Annotated in this window: 21 protein-coding genes and 1 pseudogene; 12 read left to right on the plus strand and 10 right to left on the minus strand. The window is 66.9% G+C overall.

All coding sequences use genetic code 11. The features are described 5' to 3' along the window. Positions 1-52 precede the first annotated feature (52 nt). The 4 genes from G1H11_RS09185 to G1H11_RS09200 all read right to left on the minus strand — a co-directional run bounded on the left by G1H11_RS09185 (position 53) and on the right by G1H11_RS09200 (position 5398). Positions 53-448 carry a roadblock/LC7 domain-containing protein gene (locus G1H11_RS09185; protein ID WP_163818257.1) on the minus strand — a complete coding sequence of 132 codons (396 nt, stop codon included), beginning with the start codon at positions 446-448 and terminating at the stop codon, positions 53-55. Next, the gene (locus tag G1H11_RS09190; protein WP_163818258.1) at positions 445-3234 is read right to left on the minus strand and encodes a sensor histidine kinase; all 2790 of its coding nucleotides are present in this window, start codon (positions 3232-3234) and stop codon (positions 445-447) included. Before G1H11_RS09190 ends, G1H11_RS09185 begins: the two co-directional genes overlap by 4 nt. Positions 3235-3674: 440 nt before the next feature. Further along, complete coding sequence (locus tag G1H11_RS09195; protein ID WP_163818259.1) at positions 3675-4754, minus strand: inositol-3-phosphate synthase; 1080 nt, start codon at positions 4752-4754, stop codon at positions 3675-3677. Continuing rightward, entirely contained in the window at positions 4754-5398 is a 645-nt protein-coding gene (locus G1H11_RS09200) for a helix-turn-helix transcriptional regulator (RefSeq protein ID WP_163818260.1), read from the minus strand. The genes G1H11_RS09195 and G1H11_RS09200 overlap by 1 nt, the downstream gene beginning before the upstream one ends. A 252-nt stretch (positions 5399-5650) precedes the next feature. Here G1H11_RS09200 and G1H11_RS25700 point away from each other — a divergent pair, with 252 nt between their 5' ends. The 4 genes from G1H11_RS25700 (at position 5651) to G1H11_RS09220 (ending at position 11315) form a co-directional block, all read left to right on the plus strand. Further along, positions 5651-7981 carry a transglycosylase domain-containing protein gene (locus tag G1H11_RS25700; RefSeq protein ID WP_163818261.1) on the plus strand — a complete coding sequence of 777 codons (2331 nt, stop codon included), beginning with the start codon at positions 5651-5653 and terminating at the stop codon, positions 7979-7981. 57 nt (positions 7982-8038) lie between these two features. After that, positions 8039-9430, plus strand: coding sequence for a glycosyltransferase 87 family protein (locus tag G1H11_RS09210; protein WP_163818262.1), 1392 nt, complete (start codon positions 8039-8041; stop codon positions 9428-9430). A gap of 89 nt (positions 9431-9519) precedes the next feature. Next, on the plus strand, positions 9520-10617 hold the full coding sequence (locus G1H11_RS09215) for a mannosyltransferase family protein (protein ID WP_163818263.1): 1098 nt from the start codon (positions 9520-9522) through the stop codon (positions 10615-10617). 206 nt (positions 10618-10823) lie between these two features. Further along, on the plus strand, positions 10824-11315 hold the full coding sequence (locus tag G1H11_RS09220; RefSeq protein WP_163818264.1) for a YflT domain-containing protein: 492 nt from the start codon (positions 10824-10826) through the stop codon (positions 11313-11315). 46 nt (positions 11316-11361) lie between these two features. On the opposite strand, the gene G1H11_RS09225 is transcribed toward G1H11_RS09220, so the two are convergent. The 3 genes from G1H11_RS09225 to G1H11_RS09235 are packed head-to-tail and all read right to left on the minus strand — an operon-like array spanning position 11362 to position 14351. Next, a complete protein-coding gene (locus tag G1H11_RS09225) occupies positions 11362-12399 on the minus strand; it encodes an alanine racemase (protein WP_163818265.1) in 1038 nt (345 codons plus the stop codon). Between the two features lie 6 nt (positions 12400-12405). Then, positions 12406-13545 carry a peptidoglycan bridge formation glycyltransferase FemA/FemB family protein gene (locus tag G1H11_RS09230; protein ID WP_163818266.1) on the minus strand — a complete coding sequence of 380 codons (1140 nt, stop codon included), beginning with the start codon at positions 13543-13545 and terminating at the stop codon, positions 12406-12408. Between the two features lie 11 nt (positions 13546-13556). Beyond that, positions 13557-14351: a deoxyribonuclease IV gene (locus G1H11_RS09235; protein WP_163818267.1), complete on the minus strand. Its 795-nt coding sequence runs from the start codon at positions 14349-14351 to the stop codon at positions 13557-13559. 203 nt (positions 14352-14554) lie between these two features. Between G1H11_RS09235 and rpsF the strand changes: the two genes are divergently transcribed. The 7 genes from rpsF (at position 14555) to G1H11_RS09270 (ending at position 19548) form a co-directional block, all read left to right on the plus strand. Continuing rightward, positions 14555-14845, plus strand: coding sequence for a 30S ribosomal protein S6 (gene rpsF / locus G1H11_RS09240; RefSeq protein WP_163818268.1), 291 nt, complete (start codon positions 14555-14557; stop codon positions 14843-14845). Positions 14846-14889: 44 nt separating this feature from the next. Then, the gene (locus G1H11_RS09245) at positions 14890-15414 is read left to right on the plus strand and encodes a single-stranded DNA-binding protein (RefSeq protein WP_163818269.1); all 525 of its coding nucleotides are present in this window, start codon (positions 14890-14892) and stop codon (positions 15412-15414) included. Positions 15415-15498: 84 nt separating this feature from the next. Continuing rightward, a complete protein-coding gene (gene rpsR / locus G1H11_RS09250; RefSeq protein WP_163818270.1) occupies positions 15499-15738 on the plus strand; it encodes a 30S ribosomal protein S18 in 240 nt (79 codons plus the stop codon). Positions 15739-15757: 19 nt separating this feature from the next. After that, positions 15758-16204, plus strand: coding sequence for a 50S ribosomal protein L9 (gene rplI / locus G1H11_RS09255; protein WP_163818271.1), 447 nt, complete (start codon positions 15758-15760; stop codon positions 16202-16204). Between the two features lie 36 nt (positions 16205-16240). After that, entirely contained in the window at positions 16241-17563 is a 1323-nt protein-coding gene (locus G1H11_RS09260; protein ID WP_216843595.1) for a sensor histidine kinase, read from the plus strand. Beyond that, entirely contained in the window at positions 17563-18237 is a 675-nt protein-coding gene (locus tag G1H11_RS09265; protein ID WP_163818272.1) for a response regulator, read from the plus strand. The genes G1H11_RS09260 and G1H11_RS09265 overlap by 1 nt, the downstream gene beginning before the upstream one ends. 165 nt (positions 18238-18402) lie before the next feature. Beyond that, positions 18403-19548 carry a hypothetical protein gene (locus tag G1H11_RS09270; protein WP_163818273.1) on the plus strand — a complete coding sequence of 382 codons (1146 nt, stop codon included), beginning with the start codon at positions 18403-18405 and terminating at the stop codon, positions 19546-19548. On the opposite strand, the gene G1H11_RS09275 is transcribed toward G1H11_RS09270, so the two are convergent. Together G1H11_RS09275 and G1H11_RS09280 are read right to left on the minus strand one after the other, a co-directional pair. Continuing rightward, positions 19526-21514 carry an ABC1 kinase family protein gene (locus G1H11_RS09275; protein ID WP_216843596.1) on the minus strand — a complete coding sequence of 663 codons (1989 nt, stop codon included), beginning with the start codon at positions 21512-21514 and terminating at the stop codon, positions 19526-19528. The genes G1H11_RS09270 and G1H11_RS09275 overlap by 23 nt on opposite strands. Positions 21515-21655: 141 nt before the next feature. Further along, positions 21656-22999: an MATE family efflux transporter gene (locus G1H11_RS09280; RefSeq protein WP_163818274.1), complete on the minus strand. Its 1344-nt coding sequence runs from the start codon at positions 22997-22999 to the stop codon at positions 21656-21658. Between the two features lie 420 nt (positions 23000-23419). Between G1H11_RS09280 and G1H11_RS09285 the strand changes: the two genes are divergently transcribed. Next, positions 23420-26062, plus strand: coding sequence for a replicative DNA helicase (locus tag G1H11_RS09285; RefSeq protein WP_343074838.1), 2643 nt, complete (start codon positions 23420-23422; stop codon positions 26060-26062). Here the strand turns inward: G1H11_RS09285 and G1H11_RS09290 are convergent. After that, positions 26059-26652 (minus strand): annotated as a pseudogene (locus G1H11_RS09290) (LysR family transcriptional regulator substrate-binding protein); the annotation flags it as partial. The gene G1H11_RS09285 and the pseudogene G1H11_RS09290 overlap by 4 nt on opposite strands. Positions 26653-26685 lie beyond the last annotated feature (33 nt).

Genomic DNA, 26685 nt, shown 5'->3' on the forward strand with positions numbered 1-26685 from the left:
TACTCCCGAACACGCCGGTGGTTCCCAGGCTCGCGTCCATCTGCGTAGAACGTCACCCGACGCGTGCCGCCGGGTTGAGCGTGGCCCCCACACGTTCCACCAGCAGCGCCATCTCGTAGCCGACCTGGCCGAGATCGCACCCCGCTGCCGCCAGGACGGCAAGATGCGCCCCCGAAGCGACCGCCATCACGAGGAGGAAGCCGTCGGACATCTCGACGAGCGTCTGCTGGACCTCCCCGGCGTTGAGGATGAGCGACGCGCCCACGGTCAGGCTGGCCAGACCCGAGACGACAGCGGCAAGCTGTTCGCCTCGGTCCTGCGGCAAGCCCGACGAGCCGGCAAGGTGAAGACCATCAGCCGACACCACGACGGCATGCGCTGCGCCGGTGGTGCGTTGGACGAAACGATCGAGGAGCCAATTGAGCTCATCGTTCGTGGCGTTCGTCACTGCTTGCTCCTCTCGGGGTCGCTGGGCCTCTTGGGCACCCAGCCACCGGTTTCCTGACGTCCGCGACCAACGCCGCGTTGCAAGCTTGCCAGAGTGGATGATACGGAGTCTGCGCTCTTCGTGGGAGGCGCGGGCCTACGCGAGGTCGAAGCGCCGGCAGCTGGATCGCTGATGGAGCCCGGAACGAGCGATGCGCCGCGTCGCCGGACCGGAAGCCCGGAGGCGTTCATGGCCGGGGCCGGTACCTCGGGAGACGTCTGGATCGGTGCGGTATCGATCTCGGTGCGGGGCAGGTCCGAGCCGGCCGGACGGGATGCCCAGCCGGAGCCCGTGCTCGTGGTTCTAGCCCGGCGAGGCGCGCTGTCAGCGGGTCGCTGGGTTCTGCGGGCTGTGGCGGCTTCCTCGGCCGAACGGAGCACCTCGGCGGCGCGCCGCCAGCCCGCGTCTGCCGGGCTGGACCAGTCCGAACTGGTCTCGCCACTGAACCAGGCCGAGCGAACCGACTCGAAGATCGGCGAGTCGTTGTCTGTGGCCGCGGTGGCGAACGTGTTCTCACCGGTGAAATCGGGAAGACGGTCGCGGCTGTACTCAGTGGAGAGCTCCTCCGGCGCCTGCATGGACCACTCCTCCGTCCTCGTGGGCAGGGCGGGCTCAGGCTGCCGGGATTGCGTGGGCGCGGCGTGCCTGCGCGGAGGTTCGGACGGGGTCCACGGGGCCGGAGTGTGGAGCGGGTCTTCGTTGACCGCAGGCGGGGGAACGTCGGCCTGCGAATCCAGTGGCGAGTGAATCAGGTTGGCCGGGATATCGACCTGTGCGACAGTGCCGCCGGCGCTGCCGGGCTCGAGCCTGACGCGGATACCGTGCTTGGCGGAAAGTCTCGCCACGACGTAGAGGCCCAGCGTGCGGGAGGTCGCGACATCGATGTCGCCGACGTCTGCCAGCCTGCTGTTCAATGCTTCCAGCTGGTCGGTGGGAATGCCGAGACCGGCGTCGGCGACTGAGATCCGCAGCCCGCCGCCGAGCAGCGGCTGGCTCGTCACACGCACAGGCGTAGAAGGCGCGGAGAACTCCGTGGCGTTGTCGATCAGCTCGGCCAGCATGTGCGCGATGTCATCGACGGCACCTGCCGTCACCAGGTCAGTCGGCATCACGCCGAACTTGACCCGCGGATACTGCTCGACCTCGCCGACGGCTGTGCGGACCACGTCCAGGACCGGAGCCGACGACGTCTGCTTGCGCATCTCCTGCACACCCGCGAGGACCAGAAGGCTCTCGGCATGGCGGCGGACCCGGGTAGCCATGTGGTCGATACGGAACAGCGTGCTGAGCTGGTCCGGGTCTCGTTCGCGCTGCTCGAGGCCTTCGAGCTCGCCCAGCTGACGATCAACGAGCGACTGGGTCCGCCGCGAGAGGTTCACCACGATGGTGTCCAGGTTCTGCCGCAGAAGAGCCTGGTCACCCGCGATTTGGATGGCCTGCGAATGAACGTCGTTGAACGCGCGCGTCACCGCGCCGATCTCGTCGTTGCCTTCGGGTGTGATGACCTCGGTGGACGCGCGTGCGGCTGCGGGGCCGTCCTTGCGGATCCTCTCCACGAATGCCGGCAGGTCCTTGCTCGCGGTCTGCTCCGCGGCGCCACGCAAGCGGCTCAGCGGCCCCACGATGGACCGGGCGACGACGATGGTGAGGAAGACGGTCAACGCGAGCACAGCGAGAACCGCGACCGCGCTGAGAATGGCCGTGGCGCGGGCGCTGTTCGCCGCGCTGGAAGCATTGTCGACGACGGCTGCCGCGGATTCGGCTTCGATCTCGCGGAGCACATCAAGGCGCTGCGTCGCGGCCTCATACCACTGCTCGTGCGACTGGCTGAGCTCGTCGCCTTCTTGGATCTCCCCGAACGTGGTGGCCGTGAGCTCGTCGGCGGCGGCGATCCGCCCAGAGACGCTCTCCGTCTGCCCCGAGTCGTAGTTGGCAAGGAAACGGTCGATCAGAAGGTCTTGCTCACCACGGTACGAGACCGCACTGGTGGTGAGAGCGGAGGACGTCTCCTCGCCGGGGGTCAGGTGGTAGGTGACCAGGCTACGCTCCATAGACGCGGACTCGACGGCCTGGCTGATGTTGTCGAGGGCCGTGATCAGCCGAGCTGTCTGCCCGTCGTGGACCGCCGTACCCGAGACGATGACGATTCCGCGGACAGCCTCGGCGAGGTCGTGATAAGCCGACGCCCCTCCCGCGTCGAACTCCGGGCTGGCCTCGTCTCGCTCGGCGCGGTAGCGCTCGAGATTCTCGACCTCACGCTCCACGGCGGCGATCGACGCCTCGGTCGACGAGCCGGCGTCCCGAACCGGGTCCAAGCTGCCCATGAACTCCGAGAGCGCGGTGTCCGTGGCGTCGCGAGCACCTGCCACAGCGCCGACCCCGGTGGCCTCCACCTCCGCAAGCGCACTCACATCGCGCTCGTCCTGGATGCGGTGCAGCAGTTCGGTGGCGGTGACTCCGACGCTGGCCAGCTCCTCGACCTCGGCGGCCGCGCCGGCGTCGTCCAGAGCATTCTTGAAGAACAGGGCGCCGAGCACAAGGGTGCCCAGCAAAGGGACGATGACCAGCGCCGCTACGCGAGCGCGGACGCTGCGGTCATGGAGAAGGGTGTGCCAGATCGACGTGCGAGTGCCTTCCCGCGGGCTTGCCTCACCAGACGGATTTCCTTGCTCACGGGCGTCTTGCGCCGCGCGTGCCCGTTTCGGGTTGCCGCTTGCACCGCGGCCTGTTCGCGCGGTCCGCGTCATCGATCGTTCCTCCTTGGTCAGGCGTCCCTGGGAGCCGCGCTCGGGTCGCGCGATCCATCACGGCCGCCGACCAACAGGGCGACAAGACACGGGACAGTAGATGACGCTGGCTGCCCCGCACCCGTTCTGTCAATAGACGACCGATAAGCCGGACAATCGAATGGTAGTCGAGTCGGCCGAATGTTCGATGCCGAAAGAGTGCCGTATGTCCGGGTTGTGACGCAGGCCATTGGGTCGGACTCACCCCGTTCGGGGCCCGACTCACCGACGTCCGGTCACTCGTCACATGATCATGTTCACCAGTCCTCTCTGCCCCATGCGGTAGCCGTATGCGGCAGAGTAAAACTAGTGAACATGATCACTGGCGTCCAGGCCTGACAGCTGGTACAAGTGCGGAGCGCTGCTCGCATGCTCGCGCGACCACCTGCACTGCAGCTCCTTCAGCGCTCTATGTCACCGGCGATGAACTTCTCCACCAGCTCGTGCGCGATGCTGTCGGAGTACTGCTCCGGCGGCGACTTCATGAAGTACGACGACGCCGACAAGATGGGTCCGCCGACGCCACGGTCCTTGGCGATCTTGGCCGCACGGATGGCGTCGATGATGATGCCGGCCGAGTTCGGCGAGTCCCATACCTCGAGCTTGTACTCCAGGTTCACCGGCGCGTCACCGAAGTTGCGGCCCTCAAGCCGGATAAACGCCCACTTGCGGTCGTCCAGCCACGCGACATAGTCGGACGGCCCGATGTGCACATTGCGGGCATCCAGGCCATTCACCAGTTGCGAGGTGACGGACTGCGTCTTGGAGACCTTCTTCGACTCCAGGCGGTCCCGCTCGAGCATGTTCTTGAAGTCCATGTTGCCGCCGACGTTGAGCTGGTACGTGCGGTCCACGGTCACACCGCGGTCCTCGAACAGCTTGGCCAGCACGCGGTGGGTGATGGTGGCGCCGATCTGCGACTTGATGTCGTCGCCCACGATCGGCACGCCCGCGGCGGTGAACTTGTCGGCCCACTCCTTCGTGCCGGCGATGAAGACGGGAAGGGCGTTGACGAACGCGACGCCCGCGTCGATGGCGCACTGGGCGTAGAACTTGGCGGCCTGCTCCGATCCGACCGGCAGGTAGCACACCAGGACATCGGCTCCGGTGGCCCTGAGCGTCTCGACGACGTCCGCGGGGTCGTCGTCCGATTCGGTGATCGTCTCGCGGTAATACTTGCCGAGCCCATCGAGGGTGTGCCCACGCTGGACGGTCACCCCGGTGGGCGGCACGTCACAGATCTTGATGGTGTTGTTCTCGCTCGCGACGATGGCGTCGGCAAGGTCCTGGCCGACCTTCTTGGCATCGACGTCGAACGCCGCCACGAACTCGACGTCGCGGACGTGGTAGTCGCCGAACTGCACGTGCATCAGACCGGGCACCTTCTGGCCCGGGTCCGCGTCACGGTAGTAATGCACGCCTTGAATGAGCGAAGCGGCGCAGTTTCCCACACCGACGATGGCTACACGAAGGGAGCTCATCAGCTCTGATTCCTTTCTTCCTTGCTGGGATCAACCGGCGTGCCGCCGGCGCCCAGGCGGGACCCACTGCCCCGCAGGTGTTCATCTTGTGGCGAATTGCTGCGCTGCTCGGCACTGATGAGCCCGTCAAGCCACTTGACCTCACGCTCGACCGATTCCAGCCCATGACGTTGCAACTCGAGCGTGTACGTGTCGAGCCGCTCGCGGGTACGTGACAGCGCGGAACGGAACTGCTCAAGCCGTTCCTGAAGGCGGGACCGGCGGCCGGTCAGGATGCGCATCCGTGTCTCGGCGTCGGCCCGGCTGAAAAAGGCGAAATGGACGCCGAACTGCTCGTCGTCCCACGACGACGGCCCGGCCTCCCGCAGGAGCTCACTGAAGCGCTCCTTGCCTTCGGGTGTGAGTTTGTACACGATCCGCCCGCGGCGGCCCGCGCGTGCTCCGGCTGGCTCGAGTGGCTGATCCTCGGTCAGGTGACCGTTGCGGACCATCTCCTTGAGCGTCGGGTAGAGCGTCCCATAAGAGAACGCCCGACCCCATCCAAGCAGGGAATTCACCCGTTTACGCAGCTCGTAGCCGTGCATTGGCGCATCATGAAGCAGACCGAGAATGGCCAGCTCCAACGCTTCCGCACGTTTGCCCACGGACGGCGCTCCTCACATAGTGACGGGTGGATGTATCGAACAGATACATCGAGGATACACCTCCCGAGACGGTATCTTGTACCGGCGGGCGATCTGCGAGGAGTCTCTTCGACCATCCGCACCGGGTCGTCCGGTCCGAGGTGTGGAGCGCACCATCTACATGGATCGCGCCGAGGACGTAAGCTCAGCGATGGCCCGCGGTCGCGACGGTGCGCCCGGGACACCCCACAGCATGCGAGGCAGTAGGACGCAGTGACCGACGAGGGACAGCACACCAACCGCCGCGGCGGCGGCTCGCGTCGTCGCTATGCGGCGCACGGTAAGAAGGCCGCGAAGGGCAAGCGCCGCTGGCGCAAGTTCTTCGGCATCAAGGCGTTCTTCCTCTACTTCCTCGGGTTCGCCTTCGCGGGCATTCTCGGCATCGGGATCGTCTACGCGAGGACCGACATCCCGGAACCGAACGACTTCGCGCGCTCGGAGACGACCATCGTCTACTGGAGCGACGGCGAGACGGAGCTCGGGCGATTCAGCGCGGAGAACCGGGAGAGCGTCGACCTCTCGCAGATCCCCCAGCATGTGCGCGACGCCGTCCTGGCCGCGGAGGACCGCAACTTCTACAGCAACCCGGGATTCGACGTGCGGGGTATCGCCCGTGCCGGCCGGAACTTCATCACGTCCGGCGGAAACATCGACGGCGGTGGCTCCACCATCACCCAGCAGTACGTGAAGAACTACTACCTCGTGCAGGATCAGACCTGGAAGCGAAAGATCAGTGAGCTGTTCGTCTCGATCAAGATCGACCAGCAGCTCGAGAAGGACGACATCCTCGCGTCCTACCTCAACACGATCTTCCTCGGGCGCAACGTCTACGGAGTCCAGACGGCGTCGAGGTCTTACTTCGGCAAGCCGGTCAGCGACATGACCTTGGAAGAGGGCGCCGCCCTGGCGGCCATCCTGAACTCGCCGCACCGGCACGACCCCACCCTCGGACCTGAGAACACCAAACGATTCGAGGCTCGCTTCCGGTACGTGCTGGACGGCATGGTCACGATGGGTGTGCTGGACGCCGCGACGGCAGCCGCCGCGGAACCGCCGGAAGTGCTGCCGGAAGCCCGGAACAACAGGTACGGCGGTCCCAACGGCTACCTGCTCAAGCAGGTGGAGCGGGAACTGCTCGCGGCGGGCGTCGACGAAGCGCAGATCAAGACCGGGGGGCTGCGGGTGGTCACGACCTTCGACAAGGACGCGCAGGCGGCCGCCATCAAGGCCGTCGAAGAGGAGCGACCGACCGAGGACGCGGACGGCGTGCGGATAGGCCTGGCCGCCGTGCGGCCGGGAGACGGTGCCGTGGTGGCGATGTACGGCGGGGAGGACGCCGTCGATCAGCCCTTCAACGATGCTGTGGACGGCAAACAGCAGGCGGGTTCCGCGTTCAAGCCGTTCACTCTGGCCGCCGCGCTGGAGGACGGTATCTCGCTGGAGAGCCGGTACGCCGGCAACTCGCCCTTCGATCCGCCGGAGCTCGGCCCGCCGGTGAACAACCAGAACGACGCCGACTACGGCGAGTTCGTGGATCTGCTGGAGTCCACCGAGCGCTCCGTCAACACCGCGTTCGTGGACTTGACCATGCAGATCGGCCCGTCGAAGGTGGTGGACGCGCTGATCCGCGCCGGGGTCCCGGAGAACGCGCAAGACCTGGAGTCCAACGCGCGTGTGACGCTCGGAATCGGTAAGGTCTCCACGGTCGAGATGGCCGAGATCTACGCGACGCTCGCGGCCGGCGGCCGGCAGACCGACTGGTACACGGTCCGCAAGGTCACGGACCGCGGTGGCAACATCCTGCACGAGGCCGAGCCCGACCCGAAGACCGTGTTCAGTGCCGACATCGTCGCCGATGTCACCTACGCGATGACGCAAGTGGTCGATGGAGAGAACGGCACCGGCAAGGCCGCGCGCGATCTCGACCGGCCGTCGGCGGGTAAGACGGGCACGCACGAGGAGCTGACGGCCTGGTACGCGGGATTCACACCACAGCTGGCCACAGCTGTCTCTTTCATCCGGGGCGAGGGAGAGGAAGCCGGCACGAAGTCGCTCAAGGGCGTCGGCGGGCAGAGCAGCTTCCCGGGAGGGGCGTACCCCGCCCGGATCTGGACGGCGTTCATGAAGGCCGCCATGGAGGGCCAGGACGTCGTCGAGTTCCCGCAGCCGGCCGAGGTCGGTGAGCCGGTGAACCCGACGCCGACGCCCACCCCCACGCTGACGCGGACGCCGACCCCCACCCCGACCCCGGACGAGACCGACCCGCCTCGCCCGCCAGACGACGGAGACCCGTCCGGAAACCAGAACGGCAACGAGAACTCCGGAGACGACGGTGGTGACGACGACACCGGTGACACCGACGGCGACGAGGACGGGACGGACTCTGGCGACGGCGACGAATGGGGTGGAAACCAGAACGGGAACCAGAACGGCAACCAGAGTGGTGACGACGACGGCACGGATGCTGGTACGGACGATGGCGCCGATAGCGGAACTGACGACGGCACCGATGAGGGTGACGACGAGAGCGGCGACTGGGGCTAGTCCCCTGCACTAGGGCCTGCATCACCCCGCCGCGCGTGAGTGCGGCACGATAGCCCGGTGACGTCCACAGCGTTCCCCAGCCGGGACGATCCGGTCGCCGCTGCCGCCAGCGAATGGATCGGCGGGCCGGCCGGCAGGCACGCGATGCCGGGCGGCGGCTGGTGGTCGCCGCTGCGGATCGCGCTCGCCGTAGCTTGTGTGGTTCTCGCCCTGGGAGTCATCAGCAAGCAGCCGTGTCACGAACGGTCGTGGGAGACTCGCGACGATCGCACGGTGTGGACGTCCCTGTGTTACAGCGACGTGCCGTTTCTCTACCAAGAACGTGGCTTCGCCGACGGAGCCGTCGCCTACCTGGACCGCACCGATCTTGAGTACCCCGTGGTGACCGGTGCCGTCATGCAGATCTCGGCGTACGGCGCCCAGGCGGTGCAATCGGTCCTGGGGTCCGAAGCGGAGAACGTCACCCTGGCGGAATCGGTGCGGTTCTACGAGATCACCGCCTTGCTGATGGCGGTATCCGCTCTCGTGGCCGTGGTGGCAACGGCCCGGACCGTGCCGAGGCGGCCATGGGACGGCCTTCTCGTCGCGGCGTCGCCGGTTCTGCTTCTCAGCGCCACCATCAACTGGGATCTGCTCGCTGTGGCCGCCACCAGTGTCGCGATCCTCGCGTGGACTCGGGAGCGGCCGGGGTGGGCGGGCGTGCTCATCGGAGTCGGCGCCGCGGCGAAGCTCTACCCCGTGCTGCTCCTTGGTGCGATGCTGCTCGTCGTCATGCGGGCTCCTGATCGCCGCACCGCGTTCCGCGGATTCGGACGAACGACGGCCGGCACGGCCGCCGCATGGGTGGCGCTGAACGCGCCGGTCGCCGCGCTCAGCTGGGATGGCTGGGCCGCGTTCTTCAGGTTCAACGCCGAGCGGGGCGCCGACTTCGGGTCGGCGTGGTACGCGATCGGGATCCTCGCCCCGGATCTCCTGCGAGACGACATCGACCGCCTGGTGGTCGGCGCGGGCCTGATCATGCTGGGCCTGATCGTCGTCCTGGCCATGGTCGCACCGGAGCCACCGCGGCTTGCGCAGCTCGCGTTCCTGGCGGTGGCGGCGTTCTTGCTGGTCAACAAGGTATGGTCGCCGCAGTACACGCTGTGGCTGCTTCCTCTTGCCGTGCTGGCACGTCCCCGATGGAGGGAACTGCTGGTGTGGCAGGTAGCCGAGGTCGCCTACTTCATCTCCATCTGGTTCTACCTCGCTGGCTTCTTCGATCCCGAGCATCCGATGATCTCCTCCGAGGTCTACGCCTGGTCGGTACTGCTGCGCGTCGCAGCGCTGCTGTGGTTGTGCGGCGTGGTGATCCGCGACATTCTGCGGCCGGAGAACGACCCCGTCCGGCCCTATGCCGAGATGGAGAGTCATGACCACTCACGTGGTGCGAAGGGCGCGATTCCAGCGTGAACGGCTCTGACCACCGCGAGGCCCCGGCAGCGGCGACGGTGCCGACCCGCCGGCCGCCCCCCACACAGCCTGTCCGCTCGTGGCGAGCAATGACCGATCTCGACCTGGACGCGCTGGCGATCTGGATCCTCAGCAGGCTCTCGCTGTGGGTCGTGGCGGCCGCCGCGGGGTGGCTGCTGGTCAGTCACGGACAGGACGTCATCCCATGGGTGGAGCGCTGGATCCGATGGGACTTCGTCCACTACCGGGGCATCGCCGAGTTCGGCTACGGAGGCGAACCCACGGGCGTGCCGAACGAGGCCTTCTTCCCGGGCTTGCCGGTTCTCCTCTGGGCCGGCCATCAGGTGGGCGTCTCGCATGTGGTCGTGGGCCTGGTGATCTCTCTGGTCGCCGGTGCGGTAGCGGCGGTGGCGCTGGGCCGGCTCGGGGCGATCGAAGGCGGCCGTGAGGTCGGCCGCCTCGCGGTGCTGGTCTGGGTGTGCGCGCCGCCTGCGGTCTTCCTCGCCGCGCCGTACACGGAGGCGCTGTTCTTAGCCTGCGCCCTGCCGGCGTGGCTGGCCGCGCGACGCGGACACTGGCTTGCCGCCGGGGTGCTGGCGTCGCTGGCGTGCACGGTGCGCGTGAGCGGCATCTTCCTGGCCGTCGCCTTGGGAGTCCACTGGCTCGTCACCCGCCGGGAGGAACGCTCCTGGTCAGGGTTTGCATGGTTGTTCCTTCCCTTGGCGCCGCTCGTTGCCTGGATGGCTTACCTGCGGCAGGTGACCGGAAGCTGGCTGGCCTGGCTGGACGCACAGGCACAGGAATGGAACCGTGAATTCACCTGGCCGTGGGATGCGTGGGTGAACACCTGGCGGGCGGCCTTCGGAGGTACTCAAACACCGGGTTTCGCCTGGATGTTCGGCGTAGAGCTGCTGGCGACAGTGCTGGGCGTGGTGCTGACGGTGGCTCTGCTCTGGTGGAGGCGTTGGGGCGAAGCCACCTGGGTGGGGCTGCAAGTGGCCGCCTTCGCTACGTCCTACTGGTTCTTCTCGGTTCCGCGGGCGATGCTGCTGTGGTGGCCGCTGTGGATCGCTTTGGCTGTCGTCGCGGCCCGCCGCCGGTACGTGCTCTGGCTTTACCTGGCTGTCTCAGTGCCGCTGATGGTGGTGTGGGCTGCCACCTTCCTCACCGGCCGATGGGCAGGCTGAGGGCCGTAGAGCCGTCCAGAGTGTTTTGCCACCTGTGAATTCATGCGCTCGAAACAGGTCGGCCACAATGCTCACGGCCTTTTGGAGCATCAGAATTCTGTGAATCGAGATTGAAGGCCGAGATCTTAGGGAATTCACAGGGAGTGCACAGCTGCGGTTAACGATGTGACGCCAAGATGGTCAGTGTCCTCGGAGAGGAGAATCCCATGACACCCGCGGACCTGCCTGACTACGACCCCATCAAAGCAGCCTGGAACACGGTAGCGACATATGAGACATACGACGACGCGCAAGCAGCGGTCACAAGTCTCTCGAACGATGGATTCCCGATCGAGAACATCGACATCGTCGGTTCCGATGTACGCCTTCTCGAGCGAGTCACCGCGCGGATGACAAGGCGCCGCTCTCTTGGAAACAGCGCGCTGAACGGCATTGTTCTGGGCGTCCTGATTGGACTGCTCATGGGCCTGTTCGCGCCTGGCTTCGCCTGGCTGGGCATGGCCGCCGCCGGCGCGCTCATCGGCGCGACGTGGGGGGCAGCGTTCGGGCTGGCCGCACACGGCTTGAGCGATGCGGAGCGCGGGTTCGCATCCGCTCGACGACTCGTCGCATCGCGTTACGACCTCGTCGTGCGCAATGGCCTGGCCGAGCAGGCGCGGAACACGCTGGCTCACGCAGGCCTTCTACCCGCTTCCTGACCTGGGTCGAATCCCGGTCACGCCCTCCCGTCTCCGCGGCTGGGCGTCACGCCCAGCTGATGTGATCGAACGTCGTGGTGGTGAATCGGACGTCCAGGTCGAGTTCGTCGCCGGGCGCGGGCGGCGTGATGTCGTCCGGCAGCCAGATCATCGAGCACTGCATGTGTGGCGGCTCGGCGAACCAGCGTTGCCGTCCCGCGAACTGGAACGGGGAAAGCACCTGGCCGGCGGCCTCCAGTCCACCCTTGGCCACCGCTACGGCCCGTTGCCGCGTTCCGGTGACCGGCGACGGCGCCTCAAGAGCGACGCCGTGTGCGGTACCCCCGGAGACGATCACCAGCGAGCCTGGGCGGCGTGCCCGTCGCTGCCGATACCCGACGCGGTCTCCGCGGCGTACGGGGTGAACGTCCAGCACCGTGCCCCGCGCGCGCAGGGCACCACGCTCGCCCAGCCACAGGGCGGATCCCACCCGCAGCCGGATCTCGGCGTCGTGATGTTTCGCCAGGGAACCCGCGGCCGCTGCTGACAGGTGACTGACCCAGAGTGTCCGGGGAGAAGCGGGCACGGTGTCGAACGCCTGCCGGCTCAAGCGATCTGCTTCAGCGAGGTGGTCGCCGACCAGGGGCAGGTGCAGAGCGAAACCTTCGAAGCTGACGTGCTGCAGGGCGTCAGCCACGGCCGTGAGGTGCGCGGGGTCGATGCCATGGCGCCGCATGCTGGTCAGCACCTCGATGACGACCCGAGGACGGCCTCCGCCCCGCTCGATCAGAGTGTGCAGGTCGGTGACCCGGGAGATGGTGTGGACGACGCGCTCGTCGTCCACGGCGAACTCGTGCCACGGCCGCCATGGTGACAGGACCAGCAGATCGCCGGGGAACTCCTTCTGTACGTCCGAGATTTCCTCATACGTGCCGACCGCCAGAGTGCCCGCTCCAAGAGCCGCCGCCTCAGCGGCGAGTGTGGCGTTGCCGAAGCCGTACCCGTTGCCCTTAGTGACCGGAACGATCGTGGTGCCGGCGGGTTCCATGAACCGGCGAAGGTGCGAACGCCAGCGCCCGGAATCGACATACAGGTGCAGAGACATCGCGGGTCAGCTCCGGCGCTTCAGGTAGAGGTCGAACGCGCCGTAAAGGATTCGGGAGATGGGCAGGTCCCACTCGCCCAGATACTCCACGGCGTGCCCGCCGGTGCCGAGCTTGAAGCGGATCAGTCCGGCATGCGGGTCGGACTCGTCCAGCGTGTCGGTGATGCCGCGGAGGTCGTAGATTTCGCAACCGTCAGCGATGGCGTCCTTGATCATCTGCCACTGCACGGCATTGGAGCCACGGACCTCACGCTTGCTGGTGGACGAGGCGCCGTATGAGTACCAGGCATGGACACCGACTCGCAGCATGGTGGTGGCGGCGACGAGGTGGTCCTCGTGGTGCGCGAGATACAGCCGGATCCGCTCGGGCGCCTCCGCCGTCATGGCCTCCCACATGCCCTCGAAGTACCCCAGCGGCCGCGGGGTGAACCCGTCCCGCTCCGCTGTCTCCGCGTAGAGCGCATGGAACGCCGGCAGGTCCGCTGCGGTCCCGTGAGTCACGGAGACACCGGCCTTGTCGGCCTTCTTGATGTTCCGCCGCCACAGCTGGTTGAAACCGCGGAGAACGTCATCGGGACTACGACCGTGCAGGGGAAGCTGGAAGACGTGTTGGGGCTGACCGGCCGCGAAACCTTCGCTCTCCGGAGGCGGCCGCCAGCCGGCGGCTTCGAGCTGACGGGCGATCGAGCGCCCGGTCTCAGTGGTCTCGTCCGCCGGGACGTCGCGCAAGCGGGTGACGCCCTCGTCCGCGAGGGCTGCTTTCAGAGTCGCGTTCTCCCAGATCCGGGTGACCACCAGCGGACCGAGCCGCAAGCCGAAGGCACCCTGGGACTTGACGTGGCTGACCAGCGGATCGATCCATCTGGCGAGATCACCGGCCTTGGCGGCCGATTCCCAGTCGATGGCAGGTCCCTCGGGCAGGTATGCGAGATATCGACGGATCTTCGGTGCCTGCCGATAGAGCACGAGCCCGACGCCGACGAGTGCGTCGTGGTCGAACCACCCGATTGATTCCGCCCTCCAATCCTTCTTGACCTGACCCCAGGCAGGGGTCTGCAAGGCACTGACCGACGGGCGTGCGGCGATCGCGGCCAGGTGCTCCTCGCGGGAGATCGGCCGGACGGAGAGAGCGGGACTGTGTGTCACGGGCGTTCAGGCTACCCGCCGCTGAGCCTGTCCCGCAGCACAGCGAGGTCGTCGGCCTCTCCGGTCTTGGCCCCGGGCGTCTCCAAGATCACCGGCGCGCCGGCGCGCCGGATGACCTCGGCGATCGGATCGAGCCCGATGGTCCCGTCGCCGATGTTGGCGTGCCGATCAGCTCCGGAGCCGAACGGGTCGCGGCTGTCATTGGCATGCACCAGGTCGATCCGGCCGGTGATGGCCATGACGTCGTCCACGACGGTGGCAAGATCGATCCCGGCAGCGAACGCATGACAGGTGTCCAGGCAGAATCCGAGCCCGAACTCCGCGACGGCGTCCCAGACACGCGCCAGCCGCTCGAGCGTGCGGGCCATGGCGAGGTCTCCGCCCGCGGTGTTCTCGATGAGCACCGGCACCTTCGGGTCGAGCCGCTGCGCGCATTTGCGCCAGTTCTCCACGCCGGCGTCGGGATCGTCACCCTTGCTCACGTGGCCACCGTGGATGACCAGAGCGCTGGCGCCTACCTCCGCCGCCAGGTCCACCTGCTGCTGCAGGAGCTTCCGGCTCGGGATGCGGATGCGGTTGTTGGTGGTGGCGACGTTCAGCACGTACGGCGCGTGCACGAAGAGCTGGACATCCGCCGCGGCGGCGGCCTTGCGCAGGGCTTCCGCGCCGCCCCCGTACGAGACCGTGGGAGTCTTCCAGCCCTGTGGGTCACCGAGGAAGAACTGGGCGGCGTTGGCCGCGCGACTCTGCGCGCCAGCCACTGGATCGTCCTGTCCGACGTGGGCACCGATGCGAAGCTCGACCATGGAACGACGCTATCGCGTCCGGCTGACAAGATCGGTGTCAGACTCCTGTGGACGAACGAGTCGGCAATCCCTCAATCCGCTGGTACGCTTGCACGCGGCCCGGTTGACATGCGGAACAGCCGTATGTGTTCCAGGCTGCTGACGTGATAGCCCTCCTGCCGCGGAGAGACCGCGGCCGTGAAGACCACAGGAGGTGACCCGGCATGCGTCATTATGAGGTCATGGTGATCCTGGACCCAGAGTCCGAGGAGCGCACCGTTGCCCCCACCCTCGAGCAGTACCTCGGGGTTGTGCGCGAGTCCGGTGGCTCGGTCGAGAAAGTCGACATCTGGGGCCGCCGTAAGCTCGCCTACGAGATCGACAAGAAGAGCGAGGGCATCTACGCGGTGCTCGACGTGACCTGCGAGCCCGACACGGTGGCAGAACTCGACCGCCAGCTCGGACTCTCCGAATCGGTGCTGCGGACCAAGGTGGTCCGGCCCGAGGCGCAGTAGGCGTCGGGTAGACCGCACGGCATTCCCGAGCTGAGGGAGTATTTATGGCAGGCGAGACCGTCATCACCATCGTCGGCAATCTGACCGATGACCCGGAACTCCGGTTCACCCCGAGCGGGGCGGCGGTAGCGAACTTCACCGTCGCGTCGACGCCGCGTACGTTCAACCGGCAGACCAGCGCGTGGGAGGACGGCGAGACTCTGTTCATGCGCTGCTCCGTCTGGCGCCAGGTGGCCGAGAACGCCGCGGAGTCCCTGCAGCGGGGAATGCGGGTCATCGTCTCCGGACGGCTCAGGCAGCGTTCCTTCGACACCCGTGAGGGCGAGAAGCGCACGGTGATTGAGCTCGACGTCGACGAGATCGGCCCCAGCCTGCGCTACGCCACCGCGAAGGTCACCCGGACTCAGCGTCAGGGCGGCGGCTTCGGCGGTGGGGGAGCCCCTCAGGGCGGGAACGACCCCTGGGCCACCCAGTCCGGCGGCGGGGCGCCTGCTCCGGCCGGACAGCCCGCGTCCAACGACCCGTGGGCCGGCGGCGGAGCGTCCGCTCCGGAAGAACCGCCGTTCTAGGGCACTCTCAACCACCATCCATTCATCAACCATTCCGGTCCGCCCTTGCGAGGTGACCGGGCTCTTCAGAGGAGGAGCACCACGATGGCCAATCCCACGGTGCGCAAGCCGCAGAAGAAGCGGATATGCACCTTCTGCAAGGATGACGTCACCTACGTCGACTACAAGGACACGGCGCTGCTGCGGAAGTACATCTCCGACCGCGGCAAGATCCGTGCCCGCCGCGTATCCGGCAACTGCACGCGACACCAGCGCAACGTTGCCACCGCGATCAAGAATGCCCGCGAGGTGGCACTGCTGCCGTACACTTCGACGGCTCGCTGAGGAAAGGGTGTAAGAAGACATGAAACTCATCCTCACTCAGGAGGTCCGCGGTCTCGGTGCCGCTGGTGACGTCGTCGAGGTGAAAGATGGCTACGGCCGCAACTACCTGGTCCCACGTGGCTACGCCATCGCGTGGACCAAGGGCGGCCAGCGTCAGATCGACGACATTCAGCGGGCTCGGTCCAGTCGCGAGATCGCCGATCTCGACACGGCGCGGAACATGAAGGCCGAACTGGAGAAGTCGCCGGTCCGGCTCTCCGCGAAGGCGGGCGACACCGGGCGGCTGTTCGGTGCCATCACGCCGGGCGACATCGTCTCCGCGGTCAGCGCCGCGGGTGGACCGTCCGTCGACAAGCGCCGTATCGAGGTGGGTAACCCCATCAAGACTCTCGGCGAGCACACCGTCTCGGTCCGGCTCCACCCAGAGGTCGCCGCGAACGTACGGTTGAACATCGTCGCCTCCTGACATCGGATCCGTTCACAGTGCGGGAGAATCGCACCTGTGAACGTCAGTGGGCTTCTGACGCCGCTGGTCAGCAGGACTACCCCCCGCAGGGGTGTGTTCCTGCTGCTCGGCGGCGTCGTTCTCATTCCGTACCTGTTGCTGGCCTTCGGGTTCGCGCAGATGTTCGCGGATCCGGCTGTGCCTGTCCTGCCGGTCTCCGTCCTCGTGGCGGTCACGGTGGCGATCGGCACCATTCCCCCGTTCCTCCCGGCCATCCGGAGCTTGGAGATCGCCGCCGCCCGAGGCTTGCTGGACGCTTCGCTGGCAGAGCCGGAGGAGGCGCCGCCCTGGGAAGCGCGATGGCGTGCCGCGACCTGGTATGTCGTGCACCTGACCTGCGGTGGCGCTGTCATGGCGATGCTCCTGTTCGCGGTGCCGATGTTCATCGTGGCGATCGGCCGAGTTACCGGTTCGGAGTCCGGATGGCTCACCGACACCAACGTGTGGCCGTTCTCCGAGCTGACGGGTGTCTGGTCGGCAGTGGTGGGTGTCGTGCTGCTGCTGGGGGTCGTCTACCTCGTCGCGGGGATCGGATATGGACTTTCGAGGCTGGCTCCGGTGCTGCTGGGACCGTCGTCGGCCGAGCGCATCCGGCAACTCGAAGCCGCCTCCAGGAAGCTGAGCGAACGCAATCGGCTCGCCCGTGAGCTGCACGATTCGGTGGGTCACGCGTTGACCATTACGACTCTGCAAGCGGCGGCCGCCCGGCAGGCGTTCGACTCGGACCCGGCGTTCGCTCGCCAGGCGATGGCCGCTATCGAGGATGCTGGCCGCGCCGCGATGGCCGACCTCGATCACGTGATCGGCCTTCTCCGGCAAGACGACGAGCAGCGGGCTATAGACCGGACCGTTGCCAGTGACGCAGGACAGAGCGGGAACACCGCCGCGCCCCAGCGCGATCTCCGGCAGATCGATGCGCTGATCGGCGACAGCCGGCGCGCCGGCCTGGTCGTGGACGCCGTCGTCGACGTCGATGCGGCGCGGATTCCCGGCGCTGCCTCCAGGGAGGCGTATCGGATCCTGCAGGAAGGGCTGACGAACGTGCTCCGCCACGCCGGCCAGGTACGCGTGGAGTTGCGCGTGAGTGCCGGCACTGATGGGCTCCTCGTCGAACTGGCCAATCCGGTCCCACCCGAAGGCGTGGCGGCAAGCGAGGCTGGAGACGGCACCGGCCGCGGCCGGTCCGGAGGCGGCCATGGCCTGGATGGGATGCGGGAACGGGTCGCGGTGCTACGTGGAAGCCTGGAAGCCGGCCGCCGCGATGACCTGTGGGTTGTCCGTGCGTCGCTACCAACGGCGACGACCGAGCGGGGTGCGTGATGACGGCGCAGGTGTCGGTTCTCCTCGTCGACGACGAACCGCTGGTGCGCGCCGGGCTCCGAGTGATCATCGATGCCCAGCCCGACCTGAGTGTGGTCGGGGAGGCGTCCGACGGCGCGGAGGTCATGCCGCTGGTGTCACAGCTGCGCCCGGACGTCGTCGTGATGGACGTACGGATGCCGGCCGTGGACGGCATCCAGGCCACTCGGACGTTGTTGTCCCGGGACGATCCGCCCAGGATCCTCGTCGTCACGACGTTCGAGAACGACGACTACGTGTATGACGCGCTCCGAGCCGGCGCTCACGGCTTCATGTTGAAACGTACGCCTCCCGAACAGATTGTGCAGGCCGTACGCACGGTCGCTCGGGGCGAATCGTTGCTCTTCCCGGAAGCCATCAGGCGTCTCGCCGCCGCGTACGCCGAAGGTGCGGGCAGCGACGCGCCCGGCCGGCTGGCCGACGCGGGTCTGACCGAGCGTGAGGCGGAGGTTCTGCGGATGATGGCCGCGGGGCTGTCCAACCCCGAAATCGCCGGTCAGCTGTACCTGGGCGTCGAGACGGTGAAGACGCACGTGGGCAATGTCCTGGCCAAGCTCGGCGTGCGCGACCGCACGCAGGCCGTGATCGCCGCCTACGAGTCCGGCTTCGTCAGCCCGGCTAGCCCTCCCAAATGATCATGTAAACCATGTCTTCTCGTGCTTCACCATGCCTGCAGCCATGGTGAAGCACGAGAAAACATGGTTTACATGATCATTTGGCAAGAGGTTCACTCGTGTGGGGGAGGCGAGTCACCGTCGCAGGGGATCCGGCGGGCAATGGGCCGGGCGCATGGTGGACACATGACGCAGCTTGCGACGACGACGATCCACGCACGACAGCCGGCCCACCCCTCCAGGTGGCCGCGGCGGCTCCCGTACCTGGCAGCGGCCTGGTCTCTCGCCTACGGTGCCGTCGCACTCGCATGGACGATGTCCGGGCGGGGCTTCCCACTCGGTGAGAACGATCCCGAAGCGGCGATGTCCTTGCTGCAGGGCCTTCCTGCCGACACGGGAGCGCCCCTGTTCGCCGCTGTGGCGCTCGCTGGCGCCGGCGTGGGGCTGCTCATGGCACGCGTACGGCACGTCCCGGCGACGGGACGGTACGCGGCACTCGGGTTCGGTGCGGCGACAGCATTCGCCTGGCTGTTGCTCGTCCCCGACACGAGGGTCCTCGCGCTCGTCGGCTACCTGCCGATGGCAATCGCCGTGGCACCGTTCGACGCTGAGCTCAGGGACTCCTTCGCGGACGCCATCGACGGAGTGATTCTCAACCATGCCGCCGTGCTCGTGGGCGGCTTCCTCTGGGCGGCGACGACGGTCGTGTTCGCCCGCCGCACCGCCGGAGCCTGTGAGCACTGCGGCCGCGGCGCCGGTACGCCGGGATGGATGACCAGGACGTCTGCCCGACGCTGGGGTCGCTCGGCGGTGGGCGTCGCCGTGGCTGTCCCGGCCCTCTACGCGTTGACGCGCTGGGTGTGGGTCGCCGGCATCCCCATGGGCATCGACGAGAGCCTTCACGAGGACGGCATGGCCAGCGGTGACCTGTGGGCTGGTGCCTGGCTGGGGACCTTCGGTCTGGTAGGTGGCGTCCTCACCCTTGGCCTTGTGCAGCGGTGGGGTGAGGTCTTCCCGGCCTGGATGCTCGGGCTGAGGGGCCGGCGGGTGCCCGTCAAGCTGGCCGTCGTCCCCGCGGCGTTCGTCGCCGTCATTGTCACGTCCGGTGGGATCGGGCTGGTCAAGGCTGGCCTCAGCGACGGTGCGATACGGCTGAACTGGACGGAATGGGCCGCCATCGGACCGGCATTGCTCTGGCCGCTGTGGGGCGTAGCGCTCGCCGTCGCCACGTATGCCTACTACGTCCGGCGCCGCGGTCAATGCACGGCATGCGGGAAGGACGACGAGCCGCTTTCGCCTCCGCAGGCCGTCACGACCGGCGAAAGACCTTGACCAGAACCCGAAGCCCAAGGATCGCGCTGATGGCAAGCAGGTGGTAGCCGATCAGCTGATAGAGGCCGACGGTGTCGGTAACCGTCGGCCCTCCCTCGATGCCGAGCAGCAGGACCGCGATGATTCCGGTGGTCGCCGCAAGAAAGGCCACCAGCACTTCGTGGAGCAGGTCGGTGATGACCGCCCGGTCCCGCTCGTCGGCGAGCAGCCGCACGTTCATGTTGAGCCGGCCGTTCTCCGCGGCGCTGGCGATGCGCTCCACCCGCCTCGGCAGCCGGCGGAGGACGGGAAGCAACGCGGCCAGCTCGTCCGTCACCGATTGCTTGATCTGCTCCGGGCCGAGTTGTTCCGCCATATAGCCGCCAGCGAGGGCGCGGGTCTCGGTGATGAGGTTGAAGTCGGGCGCAAGGGCGGTGAGCGTGCCTTCTGCGGTGCCGAGCGTGCGGAAGACTGCCGCCACCTCCGGCGGAATGGCCAGACCGTGGTCGGCGACGATGCGGAACAGGTCGCCGAACATCCGGACGCCCACCACGTTGCCGCCGAGGACGTGGCGGGCCATGAACCGGCCGAGATCACGCTCGAGGCGCTGCTGATCTATCTCGTCGGGGCGCGGAACGAGCTCGAGTAGGGCGTCGCTCACCGCCAGTGGGTCGCCCTGGTCGATGCCGAGCAGGAGTCGCTGCAACGCCTCGCGGAGCGCGCCGTCCAAGCGGCCTACCGAGCCGAAGTCGAGCAGCCCGATCTGGCCGTCGTCGAGAATGAGGATGTTGCCGCCGTGCGGGTCGGCGTGGAACACGCCAGAGGTGATGATCTGGTGGAACAGCACGCCGAGAAGTGAGCGGGCTATCTGGGCACGGTCCAGCTCGAGGCGGGCGATGATGTCGCCGGCATCGCGCAAGGCGCGCCCGTGCAGGCGCTCCATGACGAGCACCCGCTCGGTGCACAGCTGCTGGTGAACCCGGGGCAGCCGGACCGGTGACCCAGGTGGATGGGCGTGGGCTACCGCCGCGATGTTGTCCGCCTCTACCCGGTAGTCCAGTTCCTCCCTGATGGCTTCCGCCAGGCCGACGGCCAGGGCCGACAGCCCCATGCCACGCGCCCACCTGGTGCCGCCCTCGAGTCGCGCGGCCAGCCGCGCCGCGATGTCCAGATCCCGCTCGACGACGGGCCGGATGCCCGGACGCTGCACCTTGACGACGACGTCGTCGCCGGTGTGCAGGCGGGCGACGTGGACTTGGCCGACTGATGCGGCCGCGAGCGGCACGGGATCGATCTCGGCGAAGACCTCGCTGATCGGGGCACCCAGTTCGGCGCGGAGCACCGCCTCCACGTCCTGCCACGGCACGGGCGCGGCGTCGTCTTGAAGACGTGCCAACTCCGCGGTGACCTCGGCCGGCAGCAGGTCTTTGCGAGTGGCCAGGATCTGGCCCATCTTGACGAACGTGACGCCACCCTGGTTCAGCGTGGCCGCGAGTGACCGGCCGAACTGGGCTCGCCCACTGGGTACGGCGAGCGCGCGGTCTCGTCCTCCCCGGATGTAGGGTGCCAGTCCGTGCCGGACAGAGATGCCGATGATCTGCCAGTATCGGCGTCCGCGTTTGAACCGGCCGCGAAGGCCGCGGCCCCAGACCAGCGCGGGTGGAATGGACCCGAGGGGCGCGAACGCCTCGACGACCACGATGAAGACCATGGAGGCGAGGACGGTGCAGACGATCGCCAGCAGGGCGAACCAGAAGTAGACGCCGTCGGCGTGGGCGAGGTCCTCGGACTCACCGGCGGGCAGCCCGAACGGGCGCAGCATCGCCAGCATGATCAACGGGCCGACAGCGACGGCGAAGACCCCTGTGGCCAGCAGGCGAAGCAGGCCGAGGCGGATGCCGAGGAGGCGTTGGGCGGCCAGGCCGATGACGAACGCCACCAGGAGGCTGAAGCCCACGATGACGGGAAAAGTGAGGATGTCGATCACGTTCGCTGCCCCGATCAGCCTGAATCTGACATGACGACGCGGTCGGTGCTTTCAGCAACCTCGTCGGGCGACATCTTCCCAGGCGAACACCTGCCGGTGCCTCACGACATGCGCGTGACACCGGCGATCCGCGAGACGGAGTCAACGGATCGCGCCGGTGACGGCCCAGGTGCCGCGCCGATGCCGGACTTCGAGGGTGATCAGTCTGGCCAGGGTCCACAGGCCGATGGCGCCCCAGAGGGCGGCGATGCCGCTGGTCCCGGAGAGATTCAGGAGCATGACGGCGAAGGCCGCAGGCAGAAAGATGATCACAGAGACGACGGAGGCCCACGCCAGGTACCGTCCGTCGCCGGCACCGATGAGCACGCCGTCCAGGACGAAGACCCATCCGGCGAGTGGCTGTAGCGCCGCCGCCACGACGAGAGCGGTGATCAGGATAGTGCGGACCTCTGGATCCTCGGTGAATATGCGAGCGTAGACCGATCCCACGGCGAGAACGACGGCGGTCAGAGCGAGGCCGCTCAACACCCCCCATTGGATCATCCTGCGGGTGATCGAGCGGGCCGCCTGGGCGTCGCCGGACCCCAGAGCCTTGCCGACCAGTGCCTGGGCAGCGATGGCCACGGCGTCGAGGATCAGCGCCAGCAGCGTCCAGGTGGTGAACGCGACCTGGTGCGCCGCGAGCTCGGCGGTGCCGAGATCGGTGGCGACGACGGTGGTGATGATCAGCGCGACGCGCATCGCCGCGGTGCGGACTATCAGGGGAACTCCGGCACCGAAGGACCGGCCGACACCAGGCCAGTGTGGCCACAGCGACACCTCATGGCGACGGGCGGCACGGGCGACGACGGTGATGAAGGCGGTGGCCATCGCTGTCTGTGCGACGACGGTCCCGATGGCCGAGCCGGCAATGCCGAGGCCGAGTCCATGAACGAGCACGACGTTGAGGAAGACGTTGCTGATGGCGCCGCCCGCCGCGACATACAACGGCGTGCGCGTGTCCTGCAGTCCGCGCAGCACGCCGGTGGCGGCGAGGACCAGGAGCATCGGCGGAATGCCGAGAAGACTGATCTGCAAGTAGGTCTGCGCGTGCTCGGCCACGTCGGCAGCGGGCCCGAACCGGGCGACGATCCACGGGGTGAGTGGCCACCCGACCGCCAGCGTGCCGAGCCCGATGAGGATGGCCAGCCAGCAGCCGTCGATGCCCGAGCGCAAGGCGCCGGCCAGATTGTTGGCACCCAGCATGCGCGCGACCGCGGCCGTGGTCCCGTAGGCCAGGAAGATCGAGACGTTCACCAATGTGGACAGCACCGCGGCCGCGACTCCCAGGCCGGCCAGCTCCGGCGTGCCGAGCCGGCCGACGATAGCGGAATCAGCGATCAGGAAGAGCGGTTCGGCGACCAGCGCGCCCAACGCCGGGAGCGCGAGGCGCAAGATCTCGCGGTCGGCAGGATGCCGGCGTAACGCCGCGGGGCGAGGAGACATGGCAGCAGCGACTATAGGTGTTGGTACTGACGCGGCCACGGAACGTCTCGGATCATGAGAATCCCCTTGCCAAAGTTTCTATCCACATCCGGTGGATGATTGTTAGCCCTGTTCATGGCCGTATTCCTCGTACGCAGGCTGGGCTGCGCAGAGCGTTGTCCCCAGTGTTATCCACACCTGGGGATGATCGTTTCACCAGCGACCTGCACGACGCCAAGTTCGTCCACAGGAGGTGTACAAGCGTTGTGCGTGGCGAAGTTGTGATCGGTGCCTGCGGGCCCTACCGTCAACGACAGTCGGCAGGGGTGGGCGGGTCGCGGACTGCTGGCTACCAGTGCTTCGCGGCTGCCTGGGCGACCAGACGTGTCAGTGGTGAATGCTAGAACGTGTGTATGAAGAGTCGTGGGTGGAGGAGATCGGGTGAGCGTCGCTGAGCTGCCGAACCGGGACGACGCACCGGCGAGCGGCTACGGCCTGACTCCGCCCCAGGACGTCGCCGCCGAACAGTCGGTGCTGGGCGGCATGATGCTGTCCAAGGATGCGATCGCTGACGTCGTCGAGGTGCTGCGCGGCCACGATTTCTACCGTCCGGCTCACGAACTGATCTACGAGGCCGTCCTCGACCTTTACGGGCGTGGCGAGCCCGCGGACGCGGTCACCGTCGCAGCTGTTCTGCAGAAGCAGGGTGACCTCGGTCGCATCGGTGGCGCACCGTATCTGCACACCCTCGTCTCCTCGGTGCCCTCCGCCGCGAACGCGGGGTACTACGCGAACATCGTGCGTGAGCGGGCCATCCTGCGTCGCCTGGTGGAGGCCGGCACCCGGATCACACAGATGGGCTACGGCGGTGACGGCGAAGCCGACGACATCGTCGACCGTGCCCAAGCCGAGGTGTACGCGGTTACCGAGCGCCGCGCCTCGGAAGACTACCTCCCACTGGGCGAGATCATGGAGGGTGCGCTCGACGAGATCGAGGCGATTGGATCCCGGGCAGGTGAAATGGTGGGAGTGCCCACCGGCTTCGCCGACCTCGACTCGTTGACCAACGGCTTGCACCCGGGCCAGATGATCATCCTGGCCGCCCGGCCGGCCGTCGGGAAATCGACGCTGGGACTGGATATTGCTCGAGCGGCCTCCATCAAGCATCAGCTCACATCGGTCATCTTTTCTCTGGAGATGAGCCGCAACGAGATCACGATGCGTCTGCTGTCGGCTGAAGCCAAGGTCCCGTTGCATCACATGCGTTCCGGGCAGATGACCGACGACGACTGGAACCGCATCGCCCGCAGCACGGGTGAAGTGTCGAGCGCCCCGTTGTTCATCGACGATTCTCCCAATATGACCATGATGGAGATCCGGGCCAAGTGCCGGCGGCTCAAGCAACGCCACGACCTGCGCGTCGTCATTGTGGACTATTTGCAGCTGATGACCAGTGGCAAGAAGGTAGAAAGCCGGCAGCAGGAAGTCTCGGAGTTCTCCCGTTCCCTCAAGCTTCTGGCCAAGGAGATCGAAGTCCCGGTCATCGCCATCTGCCAGCTGAACCGTGGGCCGGAACAGCGGACTGACAAGAAGCCAATGCTCTCTGACCTTCGCGAGTCCGGGTGCGTGCCAGCATCCACCAGGATTTTGCGGGCCGATACGGGGGCAGAAGTCACCATCGGCCAGCTTGTGGCCACCGGCGCTCGTGATATTCCGGTATGGAGTCTCGACGACAGCCTGCGGTATGTCCCGCGCACGATGACGCACGCATTTCCGAGCGGCCGGAAGGAAACGTTCCGGGTGCGGCTGGCTTCCGGCAAAGAAGTTGATGCCACCGCCAACCATCCGTTCCTGACGTACGAGGGCTGGAAGCCGCTGGGCCAACTAAGAGCAGGGAGCCGGGTGGCTGTGCCCCGCCATGTTCCAGCCCCGCTCGTCACGGTTCCCTGGGCCGACCCAGAAGTCATCATGCTGGGGCATCTGATCGGCGACGGTTCGTTCGTGCGTCGTCAGCCGATCCGCTACGCCTCGGTAGACGAGGAGAATCTGCGTGTGGTGACCGAATCCGCGAAGTACTTCGGCATCTCCGCTGTCCGCGACGACTACCCTGCCGCGCGTGTGACGACACTGCGGCTCCCGGCACCGTACAGGTTGACTCATGGCCGGCGGAATCCAATTGCGAAGTGGCTTGATGAGCTCGAGCTGTTCGGCCTGAGATCCCACGAGAAATTCATTCCGGACGGCGTCTTCAGCCTTCCCAAGCGCCAAGTCAAGCTCTTTCTGCGGCATCTATGGGCCACGGACGGCTCCGTAACGGTAACCAAGAACGGTCGATCGGGCCAGATCTATTACTCTTCGACGAGCCGTGAACTGGTCGAGGGTGTGTCCAGGCTGCTATTACGGTGCGGCATTTCGACGCGGCTGGCGAAGCCACAAACCAAGGGTTCTTACCGCCCTCAGCACGTGCTCTACGTGTCGGGCCGTGACGAACAGCTGCGATTCCTGCGCGAGATCGGCTGCCACGGAGAGCGTGGACGTACGTGTGATCGGCTCGTGGCGATTCTCGAGAGAGGCACCTCGAACACGAACGTAGACACCGTTCCCCGTGAGGTTTGGCAACGGGTGCGGTCCCTCTTGGCTGAGCGGGGCATGCCTCATCGACAGTTCGTCAAGGAGATCGACATAAGGCTTTGCGGCAGCACACTGTGGAGGCACGGAGTGAGCCGGGAACGACTGGGCCGCGTCGCCGCCGTGCTTGATGACGCAGAGCTGGAGATGTACGCAACGAATGACATCTTCTGGGACAGAGTTGTGTCCATCGAGTCGCTCGGGGAGCAAGATGTGTTCGATGCGACTGTGCTGGGGACGCACAATTTTGTCGCGAACGGCATAACTTTGCACAACAGCCTTGAGCAAGATGCGGACATGGTGGTCCTGTTGCACCGCGAGGACGCCTATGAGAAGGAGTCACCGCGGGCCGGCGAGGCGGACTTCATCGTCGCCAAACACCGCAATGGCCCCACCGCAACCATCACGGTGGCCTTTCAGGGCCACTACAGCCGCTTTGTCGACATGGCCCAGTGAACCTCGGCTGCGACGTGGCGGGCAATGTCGATCGCACGGATGGCGAGCCACGGCAGGAACGCTGAGCCGAGGCCGGCTCGCACCATCGACAGAAGGGTGTCGTTGATCGCGCTACGAAACACGATCCGTGGCCGGGAGCCGGCATGGCTGAGCGCCTGCTCCATCTGAGGCTGGTCGCAGATCAGCGTTCAGGCCACCATCGGTGCGTCGTCTAGTTGCTTGAGATGGACCGGGCCGTCGGGCAACGGCCCGGCGGTGGCCACCAGGAGGTACGGATCATCTAGCAGCTTGACGTGTTCGACATCGCCGTCGGCCCGGCCGTCGTAGAACAGCAGGTCGAGGTCACCGATCTGCAGCTGGTCTGGTTCCTCCTCGGACAGCCTGATGTCGCAGCCGGGATGCTCGGCTCGCAATCGGCGTACGAGAGCCGGCAGGATCACGTTGGAGACGCGCTGAAACGTGCCGATGTCGACCCGGCCGTCGCCCGCCTTGAACCGGTCCACGGCGTCGGTCAGACTCGCTGCATTGGCCAGCAGTTCGCGGCCGTGTTCCAGTACGACCGCTCCGAGCGCCGTGATTCGCGCGGCGCGGCCTAGCGTGCCAGCAGACGATGGACGAGTCCG

The organism is Phytoactinopolyspora alkaliphila, from assembly GCF_010550695.1.
GTDB lineage: Bacteria > Actinomycetota > Actinomycetes > Jiangellales > Jiangellaceae > Phytoactinopolyspora > Phytoactinopolyspora alkaliphila.